At 73.1% G+C, this 14,967-nt stretch carries 15 protein-coding genes and 1 pseudogene; 8 read left to right on the plus strand and 8 right to left on the minus strand.

From position 1 onward, the window contains the following. The 3 genes and pseudogenes from ACZ7KF_RS39160 to ACZ7KF_RS39170 all read right to left on the minus strand — a co-directional run. On the minus strand, positions 1 to 117 hold a 117-nt coding region (locus ACZ7KF_RS39160), incomplete at its 3' end, for a hypothetical protein (protein WP_471086731.1). Between the two features lie 45 nt (positions 118 to 162). After that, on the minus strand, positions 163 to 852 hold the full coding sequence (locus ACZ7KF_RS39165; protein WP_471086734.1) for an Lrp/AsnC family transcriptional regulator: 690 nt from the start codon (positions 850 to 852) through the stop codon (positions 163 to 165). A gap of 213 nt (positions 853 to 1,065) precedes the next feature. Continuing rightward, positions 1,066 to 1,149: pseudogene (locus tag ACZ7KF_RS39170) on the minus strand (hypothetical protein); the annotation flags it as partial. A 150-nt stretch (positions 1,150 to 1,299) separates the two neighbouring features. On the opposite strand from ACZ7KF_RS39170, the gene ACZ7KF_RS39175 reads away from it, so the two are divergent. The 5 genes from ACZ7KF_RS39175 (at position 1,300) to ACZ7KF_RS39195 (ending at position 5,703) form a co-directional block, all read left to right on the plus strand. Further along, entirely contained in the window at positions 1,300 to 1,818 is a 519-nt protein-coding gene (locus ACZ7KF_RS39175) for a flavin reductase family protein (protein WP_471086618.1), read from the plus strand. A gap of 215 nt (positions 1,819 to 2,033) precedes the next feature. Continuing rightward, positions 2,034 to 2,597: a hypothetical protein gene (locus tag ACZ7KF_RS39180; protein ID WP_471086621.1), complete on the plus strand. Its 564-nt coding sequence runs from the start codon at positions 2,034 to 2,036 to the stop codon at positions 2,595 to 2,597. 51 nt (positions 2,598 to 2,648) lie between these two features. After that, complete coding sequence (locus ACZ7KF_RS39185; protein ID WP_471086624.1) at positions 2,649 to 3,530, plus strand: beta/alpha barrel domain-containing protein; 882 nt, start codon at positions 2,649 to 2,651, stop codon at positions 3,528 to 3,530. Continuing rightward, positions 3,527 to 4,393 carry a creatininase family protein gene (locus ACZ7KF_RS39190; RefSeq protein WP_471086627.1) on the plus strand — a complete coding sequence of 289 codons (867 nt, stop codon included), beginning with the start codon at positions 3,527 to 3,529 and terminating at the stop codon, positions 4,391 to 4,393. The genes ACZ7KF_RS39185 and ACZ7KF_RS39190 overlap by 4 nt, the downstream gene beginning before the upstream one ends. After that, positions 4,390 to 5,703, plus strand: coding sequence for an NtaA/DmoA family FMN-dependent monooxygenase (locus tag ACZ7KF_RS39195; RefSeq protein ID WP_471086630.1), 1,314 nt, complete (start codon positions 4,390 to 4,392; stop codon positions 5,701 to 5,703). The genes ACZ7KF_RS39190 and ACZ7KF_RS39195 overlap by 4 nt, the downstream gene beginning before the upstream one ends. 108 nt (positions 5,704 to 5,811) lie before the next feature. Here the strand turns inward: ACZ7KF_RS39195 and ACZ7KF_RS39200 are convergent, their stop codons facing one another. Beyond that, the gene (locus tag ACZ7KF_RS39200) at positions 5,812 to 6,126 is read right to left on the minus strand and encodes a winged helix-turn-helix transcriptional regulator (protein ID WP_471086633.1); all 315 of its coding nucleotides are present in this window, start codon (positions 6,124 to 6,126) and stop codon (positions 5,812 to 5,814) included. 140 nt (positions 6,127 to 6,266) lie between these two features. Here ACZ7KF_RS39200 and ACZ7KF_RS39205 point away from each other — a divergent pair, with 140 nt between their 5' ends. Together ACZ7KF_RS39205 and ACZ7KF_RS39210 are read left to right on the plus strand one after the other, a co-directional pair. Next, entirely contained in the window at positions 6,267 to 7,832 is a 1,566-nt protein-coding gene (locus ACZ7KF_RS39205; RefSeq protein ID WP_471086636.1) for an MFS transporter, read from the plus strand. A gap of 47 nt (positions 7,833 to 7,879) precedes the next feature. Continuing rightward, on the plus strand, positions 7,880 to 8,944 hold the full coding sequence (locus tag ACZ7KF_RS39210) for a YihY/virulence factor BrkB family protein (RefSeq protein ID WP_471086639.1): 1,065 nt from the start codon (positions 7,880 to 7,882) through the stop codon (positions 8,942 to 8,944). A 19-nt stretch (positions 8,945 to 8,963) separates the two neighbouring features. Here the strand turns inward: ACZ7KF_RS39210 and ACZ7KF_RS39215 are convergent, their stop codons facing one another. The 3 genes from ACZ7KF_RS39215 to ACZ7KF_RS39225 form a co-directional block, all read right to left on the minus strand. Continuing rightward, positions 8,964 to 9,713, minus strand: a complete 750-nt coding sequence (locus ACZ7KF_RS39215; protein WP_471086642.1) for an SDR family oxidoreductase — start codon at positions 9,711 to 9,713, stop codon at positions 8,964 to 8,966. Positions 9,714 to 9,787: 74 nt separating this feature from the next. Beyond that, a complete protein-coding gene (locus tag ACZ7KF_RS39220) occupies positions 9,788 to 10,447 on the minus strand; it encodes a response regulator (RefSeq protein WP_471086645.1) in 660 nt (219 codons plus the stop codon). Continuing rightward, complete coding sequence (locus ACZ7KF_RS39225; RefSeq protein ID WP_471086647.1) at positions 10,444 to 12,801, minus strand: histidine kinase; 2,358 nt, start codon at positions 12,799 to 12,801, stop codon at positions 10,444 to 10,446. Before ACZ7KF_RS39225 ends, ACZ7KF_RS39220 begins: the two co-directional genes overlap by 4 nt. Positions 12,802 to 12,959: 158 nt before the next feature. Here ACZ7KF_RS39225 and ACZ7KF_RS39230 point away from each other — a divergent pair, with 158 nt between their 5' ends. Further along, entirely contained in the window at positions 12,960 to 14,042 is a 1,083-nt protein-coding gene (locus tag ACZ7KF_RS39230; RefSeq protein WP_471086650.1) for a lysostaphin resistance A-like protein, read from the plus strand. Between the two features lie 148 nt (positions 14,043 to 14,190). Here the strand turns inward: ACZ7KF_RS39230 and cpt are convergent, their stop codons facing one another. Beyond that, positions 14,191 to 14,724, minus strand: a complete 534-nt coding sequence (gene cpt / locus ACZ7KF_RS39235; RefSeq protein ID WP_471086653.1) for a chloramphenicol phosphotransferase CPT — start codon at positions 14,722 to 14,724, stop codon at positions 14,191 to 14,193. Between the last annotated feature and the right edge of the window lie 243 nt (positions 14,725 to 14,967).

Raw genomic sequence — 14,967 nt, forward strand, 5'->3', positions numbered from 1 at the left:
CAGGCCGCGGGCCTTGAGCAGCATGCCCAGGCTGGAGGCGGTCAGACCCTTGCCGAGCGAGGAGGCGACACCCCCGGTGACGAAGATGTGCTTGGGCGTCGTGGATTTCGGCGGCATGGCCAAGAGGGGGCTCCCGTGGTCGCGGTGAATCGGGGTTGAGACCTAACGGCGCGAGGTGTCCGGGCCGGGGCCGGACTTGTAGGTGCGGGTGACGATCGCGGTGTCCAGGTCGAGCACGTCCTCGGCCGGCCCGAGGGCGTCGACGAGGAAGCCGTAGACGTCCGTCTCGTGCGGGAGGCACACCTCCGCCAGGAGGTTGTACGGTCCCGTGACGGCGGTACAGGAGTGCACGTCCCGGTGCGCGGCCAGGGTCGCGCTCACCTTCTCCAGGCCCGCCGGGCGGATCTTCAGCCGCAGCAGCGCCCGGGCCGGCCGACCCAGCGGGGCGGGGTCGACCACGGTGCGCAGTCCGAGCACCCGGCGTTCCAGCAGCGACGCCACCCGGCGGCCGGCCGTGGCCGTGGAGAAACCCAGCTCCCTGGCCAGGTCGGTGAGGGAGACCCGGGCGTTGTCCCGCAGCAGTCCGGCGACCCGTTCGTCCGTCGGCGTCAGCTCGTACCGGTCCGCGAGCGTGGGCAGGGGCTGGACCAGGCTGGCCCGCAAGAGCTTCTCCTCCTCGTCGGTGAGAACCGGGGCGTACCACTCCGCTCCCGTCTTGAAGGGGCGCAGCGTGCGGCACACATCGAGCACCTCCGCGTCGGGGAGGTCCGGGACCCCCTCCGCCAGGGCATGCAGGAGCGGCCGGGTCGGCACCGCCAGCTCGCACCACAGCAGGCCCGTCGCACCGCTCACTGCGGCGACGTTAAGCGCTTCCCGGCGCCGAGCCAATGCGTCACCAACGGCTTCCAGACAACCGGGCCGGGCCTTCAGACGCAGCCAGGCCGTATGACCGAGCGGGCAGCGCAACCGGTCGTACTCCGCCGTGAAATGGACGATTTCCAAGGCCAGCAGGCGCTGGAGCCTACGGGCCACGGAGCGCTCATGCTCGCCCAGGATGCGCCCGACCTCTGCCACGCCGGCTCGCGGGTTGATCTGGAGGGCAGCGATGATTCGTTGGTCAATTACATCGAGGATGTCGGAATCATTCATCGGGACCTCATGATGGCAGGATCTTTATCAAGAACAACAGCGATGTTGTCGCACACGATCACATGAGACAGACTGTTGCATCGTCACCAAACGTGACGCGTGGTGAGCTTCTTGTTTCCGCACAGGCCGATCAGGCCGAGAGGACAGAGCTTGTTAGGCGAGAGCACCTCCGCAGCAGTCGACAACCCGGTCACCTCCCGTCAGTTCCGCTCCGTCATGGGGCATTTCTGTACCGGCGTCACCGTCGTCACCGGCATGGGGGCCGGGGCGCCGACGGGTTTCACCTGTCAGGCGTTCTCCTCCCTGTCGCTCGACCCGCCACGCGTCGTGCTGTGCGTCAGCCGCACCTCGGTCAGCTGGCCCGCCATCAGCGGCAACGCCTTCTTCTGCGTCAACGTGCTGGCGCAGCAGCAGCACGCACTGAGCGACCGGTTCGCGCGCTCCGGCGGAGACAAGTTCCACGGTGTGGACTGGGACATGTCACCCGACGGTGCGCCCCGGCTCGCCGGCGCGTCCGCATGGATCGACTGCCGGGTGCACACCGAGCACGACGGCGGTGACCATCTCCTGGTCATCGGCGAGGTGCGCCGGCTCGTCGCACCCGCCGAGAGCCGTCCGCCCCTGCTGTACCACCGGGGCCGGTACGCACGGCTCGACGAAACCCACTGACCGCGCCCCCGGGCACCGGCCGGCGGCGGAAGCCTCGGCGTGGCGCGTCCCGGCGACCGGGCGGGAGCGCGGGCCGGACGCTGTCCGGTCCACCGGCCGCCGGCACCGCCGTTCCCCTGATCCCGCACCCCCTGCCGGGCTGTCCGCACACGGCCCCGGATCACGACCAGCCCTGCGCGCAGGGCCTTTCCTTCCCCCGAAGAGGAGCACCGCACATGGCGGAGAACATCGTTGTCGACGTGCCCGCACCGGCGGACGGCGTCCTGAGCGGCCTCGACGTGTTCGTCGGCGGCCCCATCCAGCACGCCATCCTGAGCACCGGGTTCGTCGGCGGATTACAGGACGCCATCACCACGGCCATCGGCACCGTCGGCGAGCACGGTGCCACCGTCTTCTCGGCGCACCTGGTGGAGAAGTTCGGCGAGCAGACGGCGGCCTTCACCCCGGAGCAGGTGTCGGTGCGCGACTTCCGCTGGATGAAGAAGTGCGACGTCTTCGTTCCCGTCCTGCCGCTGCTGGACGACGGCACGCTGCGCCGCACGGACGGCACCCATGTCGAGCTGGGCTGGGCCACGGCACTGGGCCGGCCCATCGTGATGATCACCAGGCAGCCGTTCGCCGAGTCCGCGAGCCATCTGCTGAAGGGCCTGCACCGGGTGGGCGCCGTCCAGGTCATCGACTTCGACGACTTCACCCAGAAGCCCGCACTGCTGGTGGACGCCGTCCTCGCGGCCACCGAGCGGCAGCGTGAGGCGATCGGCGCCAGCCTCGTCGCCTGACCCGCCCCGCGCCCCGCAATCATCCGCCGGACGGAGTGAGAAGTGCCCGACATGGCCGTACTGGGCCTGCCGATCGCCAATCCCGTGATCGTGGGATCCGGATTGCTGACGGACCAGGAACGCAACATCCGCAGACTGATCGAAAGGGGAGCCGGTGCCGTAGTCACCAAGACCATCCACCCCAGCCCGCCGACCGGGCTCGACGAACGCATCCTGCGGCTGCCCGTCGGCATGCTGAACAGCACCACGTACTCCAAACGCCCCGTCAACCACTGGCTGGGGGTACTGCGTTCGTTCGCCGAGGACGGCCTGCCCGTCATCGCCTCCGTGCACGCCGACACCCCCGCCGACCTCGCGGCCCTCGCCAAGGACGTCGAGGCCACCGGGTGCCGGGCGCTGGAGCTGGGCATCTCCTGCCTCAACGAGGAGGACGGCCTGGACGACGACAACCCCGACCGGGTCTACGCCTACACGGCCGAGACCCGCGGCCGCACCCGCCTCCCGCTCGCGGTGAAGCTGGCCATCGGAGAGGGGTTGCACGACCGGGTCCGCGCGGCCATCGCCGGCGGGGCGGATGCCATCACCGTCAGCGACACCATCGCCGGAGCCGCCGTGGCCCCGGCCACCGGCGATCTCGAACTGGGCGGCATCTTCGGCTACTCGGGCCCCGGACTGAAACCGCTGGTCCTGGCCGCCGTCTGGCAGCTGCGCCGCCGCGGCTTCGACCTGCCGATCCTGGCCAGCGGCGGGGTCTCAGGCGGCCGGGACGTGGCCGACTACCTCGCGGTCGGCGCGAACGCCGCCCAGGTCTACACGGCGCTGCACACCGACATGTACGACACCCTCCAGCGCATCCTCGCGGAGACCCGGGATCTCGTGGGCCCCGGGAGCCGGACACCGGCGGACCACACACCGGAGGGAGCACGGACATGAGCGGCGAGCACACCGCGCCACGGCGGCTGACCGATCTGACGAGCACCCAGGTCACCGAGGCCGTACGGGGCAGGACGGTGGTGTGGCCCATCGGCGCCGTGGAACAGCACGGCCCGCACCTGCCGCTCTCCGTCGACCTGCTCCTCGCCGAGGCCGTCGCCGACGGGATCGCCCGCGAACTGGACGCCTTCACCCTGCCCGCGCAGGCCGTGGGCGCCCGGTCGCTCCCGCAGAGCGGCGGCGGCCTGCACTTTCCCGGCACCGTGCACCTCACCGGCGGCACGCTCATCGACCTCCTGCGGGAGACGATCACCTCGCTGGTCCGGCTGCCCCTGGCCCGCCTCGTCGTCGTCAACGGCCACTACGAGAACGAGCCGTTCCTCTTCGAGGCGCTGGACCAGGTCCGCCAGAGGGGCCTGCTGGACGGCACCGAGGTGTTCGCGTTCAGCTGGTGGAGCCTGGTGCGGGACACCTGGACCGACGCCGAGATCGCCGAGTTCCCCGGCTGGCACGCCGAACACGCCGGGGTGACCGAGACCAGCCTGATGCTGCACCTGCACCCGGACCTCGTCACCGACGAACGCCCCGACCACGACCGTCCGCCCCGGGCCGGTGTGTATCTGCACCCCGTCGACGTCGAACGGATCAGCAACCGCGGCATCCTCTCCTCGACCTCGGGGTCCAGTGCCGCGCTGGGCGAGAAGCTCCTGCGCCATGTCCTCGACGAGGCGGTCGGACTGGTGCGCGAGGGCGAGGGACTGCTCTTCGCCCAGACCCGCCCCGACCGCCGCGCCCGCCCCGGCGACCGCCGCGACCAGGCCGCCGAGCGCCGCACCGCACAGCCCGGAGGAAAACACCCGTGACCCGGAAGTTCCACCTCGCCTTCATCTTCAACTTCACCCCCGACGACTGGCAGGGCCCGTTCGGCACCGGCGGCTCCCCCTGGGACGGCCGGTTCCACACCGAGGTCGCCCAGGCCCTGGAACGGGCCTGCTTCGACTATGTGATCGTCGAGGACAAGCTGATGGTCCCGGAGAGCTACGGCGGCACGTCGGAGGCGGCCCTCAAGCAGGCCATGGTCGTCCCCAAGCACGACCCGGTGCCCCTCGCCGTGGCCATGGGGCTGGCCACCACCCGCCTCGGCATCGTGGCCACGCTGTCCACCCTGGCCTATCCGCCGTTCATGACCGCCCGGCTCTCCTCCACCATGGACAGCATGCTCGCCGGACGGTTCGGCTGGAACATCGTCACCAGCGCCGAGGACCTGGCCGCCCGGAATTTCGGCCTGGACAAGCTGCCGCCGCGGGACGTCCGCTACGAGATGGCCGACGAGTACGTCGACGTCGTCAAGCAGCTGTTCGCTTCCTGGGACGCCGACGCGGTCGTCCTGGACCGGGAGAACGGCGTCTACGCGGACCACACCAAGGTCCGCCCCATCCACTTCCAGGGCAAGTACTTCAGCGTGCGCGGCCCGCTCAACACGGTCCCCTCGCCCCAGCATCGCCCCGCGTTCGTCCAGGCCGGCGCCTCACCGCGAGGCCGGGCGTTCGCGGCCCGCAACGCGGACTCCATCATCGCCATCGCCGGCGGACCCCGGAGCATGAAGGAGTTCCGCGACGACGTACGGCGCCAAGCCGAGGAGAACGGCCGCGACCCGGACTCCCTCAAGGTGCTGTTCTGTGTCACACCGACGCTCGGCGAGACGGAGCAGGACGCCCGCGAGAAGCAGGCCCGCGCCGTGTCCTCCCCGCAGTTCATCCAGGACATCCTGGCCCAGGTGTCGGCCCTCACCGAGATCGACTTCGCCCAGTTCGACCTCGACAAGCCGCTGCCGTACCAGCTGACCACCAACGGTGAACGGGGCACGCTCGACAAGTTCCAGCAGTGGGGGAGCGGCAAGACCCTGCGGGAACTCGTCGTCGACGGAGCCGGCGGGCTCGTGTCCTCCGTGGACCTGGTCGGCACCCCGGACCAGGTCGCCGAGCGGATGGGCGAGGTGATGGAGGAGGTCGGCGGCGACGGCTTCATGATCACCACACCGCTGCTCCGGCTGAACCGGCGCTATATCGCCGAGGTCACCGACGGACTCGTCCCGGCGCTCCAGCGGCGCGGCCTGACCCGCACCGTCTACACACCGGGCAACACCCTCCGGCAGAATCTGGCGGAATTCTGACCGGCCTTCCCCGCGGGATGCGCGCGGCCGGTCGTGCCGCCCCGGCGCCCGCCGAGCGGACAGCGGACACCGGTGCCGTGATCCCGGCGGGCCGTCCGGCTCCCGCTCTCAGACCGGGGGCCGGGGGCCGGACGCCGCCGCGTCGCGTACCCGCTCGCGGTACCAGTGGCCCCACTTGTCCAGCTCCTCGGTGATGGCGTCCAGGCTGTGGCCGACATCGGTGAGCGCGTACTCCACCCGCGGCGGGACCTCCCGGTACACCGTCCGCGAGACCAGCCCGTCCTCCTCCAGCTCGCGCAGCTGACGGGTCAGCATGCGCTGGGTGACGCCGGGCAGGGCGCGCCGCAGCTCGCCGAACCGATGCGTGCCGGTCACCAGCTGTTTCAGAATGGCCAGCTTCCAGCGGCCCCCCAGAATCTCCATCGCGAACTCGACGGCGCACTGATCCGGTGAATCCTCGACCCTCGAACGCACCGCTGACCTCCATTGGTATACGGAGTGGCACTAGGCCACAGAAAAGACCGTACTTGCGACCCGAGTCGGTACCTCCAGAAACTGAGGATATGTCACACAAGGAAGCGCCGGCGGTGCCGCGCACGGTCGGCGAGACGGCGGAGCCGGACGAAGCGGCCCGTGTCCATCGAAGGCGCTGGCTGGTGCTCGCCGTGGTGTCGGGCAGCCTGCTGCTGTGCGGAACCGACCTCACGGTGCTGCACGTCGCCGTGCCCCGGATGAGCCGGGAGCTGGAACCGTCGCCCGCGCAGCTGCTGTGGATCGTCGACGTCTACTCCCTCACGCTCGCCGCGCTGCTGGTGACCTGCGGCACCCTCGGCGACCGCATCGGCCGGCGCCGCATGGTGCTCAGCGGCTTCTTCACCTTCGGCCTCGCCTCCACGGCATGCGCCTTCTCCACGACCACCGCCCAGCTCATCGCCGCCCGCGCCGCGCTCGGCGTCGGCGCGGCCATGATCATGGCGTCCACGGTGGCGATCATCCGGGTCGTCTTCACCGACGACCGGGAGCGGGCCGTCGCCATCGGCATCTGGACCGCCGCGCACAGTGTCGGCGCGACCATCGGCCCCCTCGTCGGCGGACTCGTCACCGAGAAGTGGGGCTGGGGCGCGGTCTTCCTGATCAACGTGCCCGTCATCGTCGTCATCCTGGCCGTCGGCGCCCGGGTCATCCCCGAGTCCCGCAACCCGCTCCCGCGCCGCTGGGACGTGACCAGTGTGGCGCTCTCCGTCACCGGTCTGGCCGGTGTGGTCTACGCCCTCAAGCAGGCCGGCGAACACGCGGGCGTCGACGCCGTCGTCCTCGTCACCGCCGTCGCCGGCGCCGTCCTGCTGTACGTCTTCGTCCGCCGCCAGCGCCGAATCCCCGAACCCCTGCTGGACTTCACCCTCTTCCGGGAGCGCCGGTTCACCACCGCGACCCTGTGTGTCATCGGCTGCTTCGGCAGCTATGTCGCGTTGCTGTTCTTCCTCACCCAGTGGCTCCAGCAGGTCGGCGCGTACTCCCCGCTGCGCGCCGGTCTGGCGCTCATGCCGCTGGCCGGCGCCAACGCGGTCGGCGCGGTGACGGCACCCTGGGCCGCGGGCCGCTGGGGCAACCGGTGGTCGCTCACCGCAGCCCTCGCCCTGTTCGCCGCCGCCATGGCCGTCATCGCCCTCACCGGCGACACCGGCCACTACGGCGCCCTGCTCGCCCCGCTGGTCTGCGCCGGATACGGCGCCGGCATCGTGATGACCCTCGGCGCCGACTCCATCATGAGCGCGGCCCAGCCCGAGCGGTCCGGGGAGGCCGCCGCCATCCAGGAGACCTCCTTCGAACTCGGCGCGGGCCTCGGCGTCGCCGTCCTCGGCACCGTCCTGACCGCCGCCTACCGCACGGGACTGCCCGCCGTCCCCGGGCTCGGCACCGGCGAACGGGCCACGGCCGAGAAGTCCTTCGCGGCGATGGAAGGACTGGCCCCGCACCTGCCGGACCGCACCGCCGACGCCCTGCTGCGCGCCGGACAGCACGCCTACGACCGCGGCTTCACCGCCGTGACCGCCCTCGCCGCACTCGGGCTGGCCGGCACCGCACTGCTGGCGGCCCTCCTGCTGCGCCCCCGCCCGGGGGACGACTGAACCGCCGGCGCACGCTTGAGGACACTCCGCCGGGATACCCGGCCGGTATGGCGAAGCTTCATGTACCACGGAGGCACCACCGGCAGGCCGCCGACGACACCCCGGCGCCGCGCATCCCCGCGCCGGAGGAGGCCGGACCCGACCAGGAGGTGGAGCGGCTCGCGCCGGACACCCCCGCCAAGCTGCCCCGGCAGGCGTGGGCCGCGGCCCTCAAGGGCTCACTGCGCGAGTTCCGGACGGACGAGCTGACCGACCGGGCCGCGGCACTCACCTACTACGCGGTCCTCGCCCTGTTCCCGGCCCTGCTGGTGCTGGTCTCGCTGCTGGCCGTCGCCGGCCGGTCGGCCACCGACCGAGTGCTCGACAATCTGCAGGACCTCGCTCCGGGCCCGGCCCGGGACATCATCACCCAGGCCGTGCGGCAACTGCAGAACGGCGCGGGCACCGGCTCGGTCCTGGCGGTGGTCGGCCTCGTGCTGGCGGTGTGGTCGGCGTCCGGCTACGTCGCCGCCTTCATGCGCGCCGCCAACGCCGTCTACGACATGCCCGAGGGCCGCCCGGTGTGGAAGATCCTCCCGGTCCGCGTCGGCGTCACGGTCGTCCTGATGGTGCTCGCCGTGGCCAGCGCGCTCATCGTGGTCTTCACCGGCGGTATGGCCCGGCGTGCCGGGCAGATGCTCGGCATCGGCGACACGGCCCTGACGGTGTGGTCGATCGCGAAATGGCCGGTGCTGGTCCTGCTCGTCGTCGTGATGATCGCCATCCTGTACTGGGCGACACCGAACACCAAGGTCAAGGGCTTCACCTGGGTCACCCCCGGCAGCTTCCTGGCCCTGCTGATCTGGATGATCGCCTCCGCCGGCTTCGCCTTCTACGTCGCCAACTTCGCCTCCTACAACAAGACCTACGGCACCATGGCCGGCGTCATCGTCTTCCTCGTCTGGTTGTGGATCTCCAATCTGGCCATCCTGCTGGGCCTCGAGTTCGACGCGGAGACCCTGCGCCAGCGGGCCATCGCCGGCGGCCATCCGCCCACGGCCGAGCCCTACACCCGGCCGCGCGACACCAGGACGTGGGACGAGGAGGACGTGCGCCGCCTGGACGAGTCGTGACGCGCACGCCCTCCGGTCGTCACGCCGAGTAGCCGCCGTCCACCGAGAACTCCGCGCCCGTCACGTACGCCGCCTCCGGCCCGGCCAGGAACACCACCGTGGACGCCACCTCCTCGGCCGTGCCGAAGCGGCCCAGGGCGGTCATGGCCGCCTGGCCGGACGCGTACGGGCCGTCCGCGGGATTCATGTCGGTGTCGGTCGGGCCCGGATGCACGACGTTCGCCGTGACACCACGCCCGGCCAGCTCCCGGGCCAGGGCCTTCGTCAGCCCCACCACGGCCGCCTTGCTCATCGCGTACAGCGTGGCGCCCGGCCCCGGCACGCGCGCGGTGACGCAGCTGCCGAGGGTGATGATCCGCCCGCCGGGGCCCATGAGCGCGGCGGCGGACTGGGCGGCCAGGAACGCGCCGCGCACGTTCACCGCCAGGAGCCGGTCGACATCGGCCAGGGGCAGGCTCTCCAGCGGCTCCATCAGGCCGACGGCCGCGTTGTTCACCAGAACGTCCAGTCCGCCCAGTTCCTCCGCCGCGCGCCGCACCGCCCCCGCCGCCTCCGCCGCGTCCGCGGAGTCCGCACGCAGGGCCACGGCCCGCCGCCCCAGCGCCTCGATGTCCCGTACGACGTCCTGCGCCGCGTCCTTGCCGTGCACATAGGTCAGGGCGACGTCCGCGCCCTCCCGCGCCAGCCGCAGCGCCGTCGCCGCGCCGATACCCCGGCTGCCGCCGGTGACCAGTGCCGTCCTGCCGATCAGAGTCGCTCGTGAAGTCATGACCCCATCCCACCGGAGGGGCGCGCGGAGCACCGGCGGGGAACGGACGTCGACCTCGACGGGCCGGCGTCCGGTCAGCCCTGGCCCGCCCCGCGCGGGCTGATCAGGCCGCTCTCGTAGGCCAGGATCGTGGCCTGCACCCGGTCGCGCAGCCCGAGTTTGGACAGCACGGCGTTCACATGGCTCTTCACCGTGCCCGTGGTGACGCCGAGTGCGGCGCCGATCTCGGCGTTGGTCAGACCGGAGGCGATCTCCAGCAGGACCTCCCGCTCGCGCTGGGTGAGCCGGCCGAGGAGCCCGCCCGCCGAGGCCGGCGGCGGGGCGCTGCGCGCGAAGGTGTCGATGAGGCGCCGGGTCACCCCAGGGGCCAGGATGCCGTCACCGCCCGCCACGACCCGGATCGCGGACAGCAGTTCCTCGGGCCGGGCGTCCTTCAGCAGGAACCCGGAGGCCCCGGCGCGCAACGCTTCGTACACGTACTCGTCCAGATCGAACGTGGTGAGCACCAGTACCCGCGGCCCGCCGGCCGAGGCGGTGACCAGCCGGGTCGCGGTGAGTCCGTCCATGCCCGGCATCCGGATGTCCATCAGGACGACGTCGGCCTCCCCGGCCGCGGCGAGCGACACCGCCGTCGCTCCGTCACCGGCCTCGGCGACCACCGTCAGGTCGGGTTCGGCGTCCACGATGGCCGCGAATCCGGCCCGGACCACGGCCTGGTCGTCGACGACGATCACGCGTATGGCGACGGGGACACCTCCTGGACAGGGGCCGGAACGGCTCCGGCCGGCAACGACACCCGTAGCGTACCGGCCGGCTCGCACAGGATCCGGCCCTCACCCGCGGCGACCTGCACCCGCAGGCGTTCGGCGACCGGGCCCGCGACGGCGAGCCGCACCCCCGTCACCGTGATGCGCAGCGTGCCCCGGCGCCGCCGCAGGCTCACCCGCGCCGGACCCGGATCACCCGCGCCGAGGGCCGCCTCGACGATCCGGTACACCGAGACCTGCACGGACGCCGGCAGCTCCCGGGCGGCCTCCGCGAGCCCCCGCACCCGTACGTCGCGGCCACCGGAGCGCAGTGCCCGGCACAGCGCGTCGAGGTCCGCGGCGGTCGGCGAGGGAGCGAGCCGGCCGCCGGGCCCCGCGTCGTCGCCCCCGGCGTCGCCCAGGCCGTGCAGCATCTCCCGCATCGCGGTCAGCGCCGCCCTGGCCGTGCCGGCCACCTCCGCCAGCTCACCGCGCCGGGCAGCGCCGACGAGCGCGCCCGTCCGCGTCAGCACCGCGTCGCGCAACGTGGCCGCCAGCCGCCGCCGTTCGGCCTCCGCGGCCCGGTCCGCCTGCCACATCGAGCTGGCGAGCGCGAAGTCGTCGTAGGCCAGGGCACGCAGCCGACGGCGCCGGACGAGCAGCCCGCCGCCCCACACGGCCGCGAACAGCGGGGCGAGCAGGACGGACAGGACGAAGGCCAGCAGGACGGCCTCACCCGGGCCCGTCGGCTCACCGGCCATCGACCCGTCGGCGCCCGAGGCGGCCGTCACGGCACCGGCCGCCCCGAGGGTCGCCGCCACCGGCGCGGGCCAGGTGCGGCCGGGCCCCCGCCCGTAGGCTGCGACCGAATACACGGCCAGCGTCTCCACCAGCGTCCCGCCGACGAGGAACTGCGCCGCCTGCGAGGGAAGCCGGGCCGCGACGACGGCCACCGGCCCCAGCCAGGACGTCGCCAGGACGGCGGAGAAGACGGCCCAGGGGGCACGTCTGCGCCAGAGCAGGGGCAGCGCGTGCAGCACCAGCAGCCCGGACACGGTCAGCAGCGCCGGCAGCGCGGCGTGCCGCGCGGCGGCCGGCCAGTCCTCCGTGAGCGCCGGCACACAGGACACGGGAAGGATCATCCCGGCGAACATCAGGGCGGGATCGGCGAACCGCTGCTCGCGCAGCACGTCACGCCGCCACGCGTGCTCGTCCGGCCGCCGCGGCGCGGCGCCGTCGGGCAGCGTCGCGCGCACCCGCCAGCCGCCCTCCCGGGTGGGTCCGGCGGTCAGTTCGCCCCCGACCGAGGCCGCCCGCTCCCGCATCCCGGCCACGCCGCGCCCCGCTCCGAGACCCCCGGCACTCTGCGTCCCCGTGCGGGGCGCAGCGTTCTCCACGGTCAGTTCCAGCACACCGTCCGCCCGCCGGACGAGCACCTGGGCGGCGGCGCCGGGCGCGTACCGCAGCGCGTTGGTGAGGGCTTCACGGACGATGCCGTGGACCGCCTCGGCCGCCGGACCGGCGAGGTCCTCGGGGAGCCGCGCGGTGACCGGACGGCCCAACCGGCCGAACCCCGCGACCAGTTCCTCGATCCGTCCGCTCATCGGCCGGTGGTCCGGCCGGTCGGCGTCCCGCAACAGCCCCACGAGCCGTTGCAGCGCCGTGAGGGTCTCGGCGCCGGTGCGCTCCGCGAACGACAGCGCCTCGGCGGCCAGATCGGGTCTGCTGTCCTGGAGCCGGCGCGCGGCATCGACGGTCACCACGACCGAGGTCAGGTGATGGGCACTCACATCGTGCAATTCCCGGGCCAGTCGCCGGCGCTCGTGCTCACCCGCCAGCCGTCGGGTCTGCTCCGCCCCCGCCAGCCGCCTCGTCGCGGTCAGCCGGCCGGCCAGCCACCGGCGCCGCGCCTCGCCGAGCCCCGCGCACAGCACGTACACGCCGAGGGCCAGGGCCATGTCGGACAGCAGCGTGACCCGCGGGCCCTCCTGCACGGCGGCCAGCACCCACTCGACTCCCACGGCGGCGGCCACGGCCCGCACCGTCACCGGCACGGGACAGCGCACGGCGACGGAGTACAGGGCGATCAGCGGCCCCAGGCCGAGGTAGCCGTCCGGCCAGGCCAGTCCGCCGACGAAGACGGCACCCAGGGTCCAGGCCAGCGCCCGCACGGGCGCGGTCCGGCGCCGCCCCAGCGCGGCCGTCTCCACGGACAGCGCGCACATCACGCCGAGCAGGCCCGGCACGCCGGGCGTGCCGTCGGAGCCCACCCCGAGCGAGAGCAGGGCACCCTGCCCGGCCGCCAGCAGCAGCGGCATCAGCCAGTTGCGTATCGTTTCCATGTCGCCGACGAGCGTAGAGGCCGCCTCGCACGGCGGACACCGCCCCGAGGCGGATCCCCGTCTCCCACCACGGATAGAGACACCCACCAGGGAGGGGGACAGCGGATCCTGCCGCGGGCCGATGGCGCGCACGGACGTCTTTGGGCAGGCTGACCGGCATGACCCAGCCACAGCTCGCCGAGCAACTCCCGTACCACCGCCTCGCCCGCCTCTCCCCCCGCTACCGGTGGTGGCGCCCACTGCTCGGCACGCTCGTGGTGGCCGTGGCGTACATGATCACGTTGATCGTCCTCATGGTCCTCTCCGTGGCCCTGGCCGCGCGCCTGGGATACCCCGAGGACGCCGACGGCTGGCCGGAGTTCGGGCCGGTCGCGGGCACCGCCCTGGACCTGCTGACGATCGCGGCGGGGATACCCGTCCTGCTGCTGGTCGTGCGCTGGACGGGAGCGCGCCCGGCCGGCACGGTCTCCTCCGTCACCGGCCGGCTGAGATGGCGCTGGCTGGCGCTGTGTCTGCTGACCGCCGCGCCGATCCTCGCCCTGGCCATGGGGGGCATGTTCCTGCTGCCCGCGGACGCGGGCGAGCCGGAGAGCCAGTGGGTGGGCTGGGCGGCCTTCGGGCGTGCCCTCGCCATGCTGGTGGTGCTCGTGCCGTTGCAGGCGGCCGCCGAGGAGTACGTCTTCCGTGGCTGGCTCACCCAGACCGCCGGCGCGTTCCTGCGCTCGCCGTGGGCCGCGTTCCTGCCCCAGGCCGCCCTGTTCGCCGCCGCCCACGGCTGGGGCACACCCTGGGGCTTCGCCGACCTGGTGGTGTTCGGGGTTGCCGGGGGCTGGCTGACGTGGCGGACGGGCGGACTGGAGGCGTCCATCGCCCTGCACGCCGTCAACAACCTGTTCGCCTTCGGTATGTCGGCGGCCGTCGTCGACGGGCTCAGCAGCGACGAGACGGCGGCCGACGCGAACGGGCAGGTGGTGGCGCTCGACGTGCTGAGCATCGCCCTGTACACGGCGGCGGTGGCGTGGTGGCTGCGCCGCCGCCGACTGGAGCGTACGGCGGCGGCACCGCGGCCGCCGGTACAGCCGCCGGTTTTCGCGCCGGCGTACGCCTACGGCAACGGCGTCCCGGTGCCGCGGCAGTGGCCGCCTCACCCGGCGGTCTCTCCGCCCGCCGCCCCTGCCCCGGTCGCGGACCTTCCGCCCGCCGCTCCTGGTGCCGAGAGGGACGGCGCGGACGGGCGGTGAGCCGCGGCGGGCTCCCGCGCCGTACCGGTTTCCCGGCCCGGCTCCTCGGCCCGTTCCCTCGGCCCGGGTTGTCGGGTCAGGCGGTGTGCAGGGCTGCGTGCGGCGTGCGGACGGCCGGGGTGATGCCGGCCCTGCCGGCCCCGCCCGGTCAGCCGACGCGGGCGGCGATGGCCCGCGCGCACACCAGGGACTCGGTGCGGGTCGTGTCCACCTCCAGGTCGTACGAGACCCCCTCGTGCACCATGCCGGCCTGCGCCGCGGCCATGCCCTGGGCCCGGTCTCCCCGGGCGATCTCCCGTCCCGCCGCGACCTCGGGTGCGCACCGGACGCCGACCCAGAGCACCGCCAGTCCGTCCAGGGCCTTCCGCCATCGCTGCTGGGAAGCCGCTCCGCCGAGGAAGACATCGTCCACGACGACCCGGGCGCCCGCGCGGGCCGTCGCCGCGACGCCCTCCATCCAGGCCGCCTCCAGCGCACGGAAGTCCGCCCCGATCCGCACCCCGCCGTCGGCGGCGAACTCGATGCCGTCGCCCGCTCCCTGGAGCTTCACGGGCAGTGCGTCGACCAGCGAGTCGATTCCGAACGCCAGCCAGGGGTCGGGCAGTACGGCTTGCAGGCACCGCGCGATCCCGGACTTCCCCGCGCTGGAACCGCCATTGAGAATGATCACCTGAGTCGTCACCGTGCCACAGTACGGAGCCCTCCGGCACGACGGGTAACGAATTCCGGCGCCCCGGGTGCCGGGCGGGCCGCCGCCCTGGCCCAGGACACCGCCGGCCCACGCCGGGCCGCCTCGGTGGGGCCTCCTCCGGTTCGTGCGGGAGAGCGAGCCGGCCGGAGCCGAGACGCTCCCGGTACGGAGAGCGGGGCAGCACCTGTAGCCGGCGCCCCCACGGTGACCGCCGACGGCACCGCGTACGGGGGC

This window comes from Streptomyces sp. NPDC038200, from assembly GCF_055600785.1.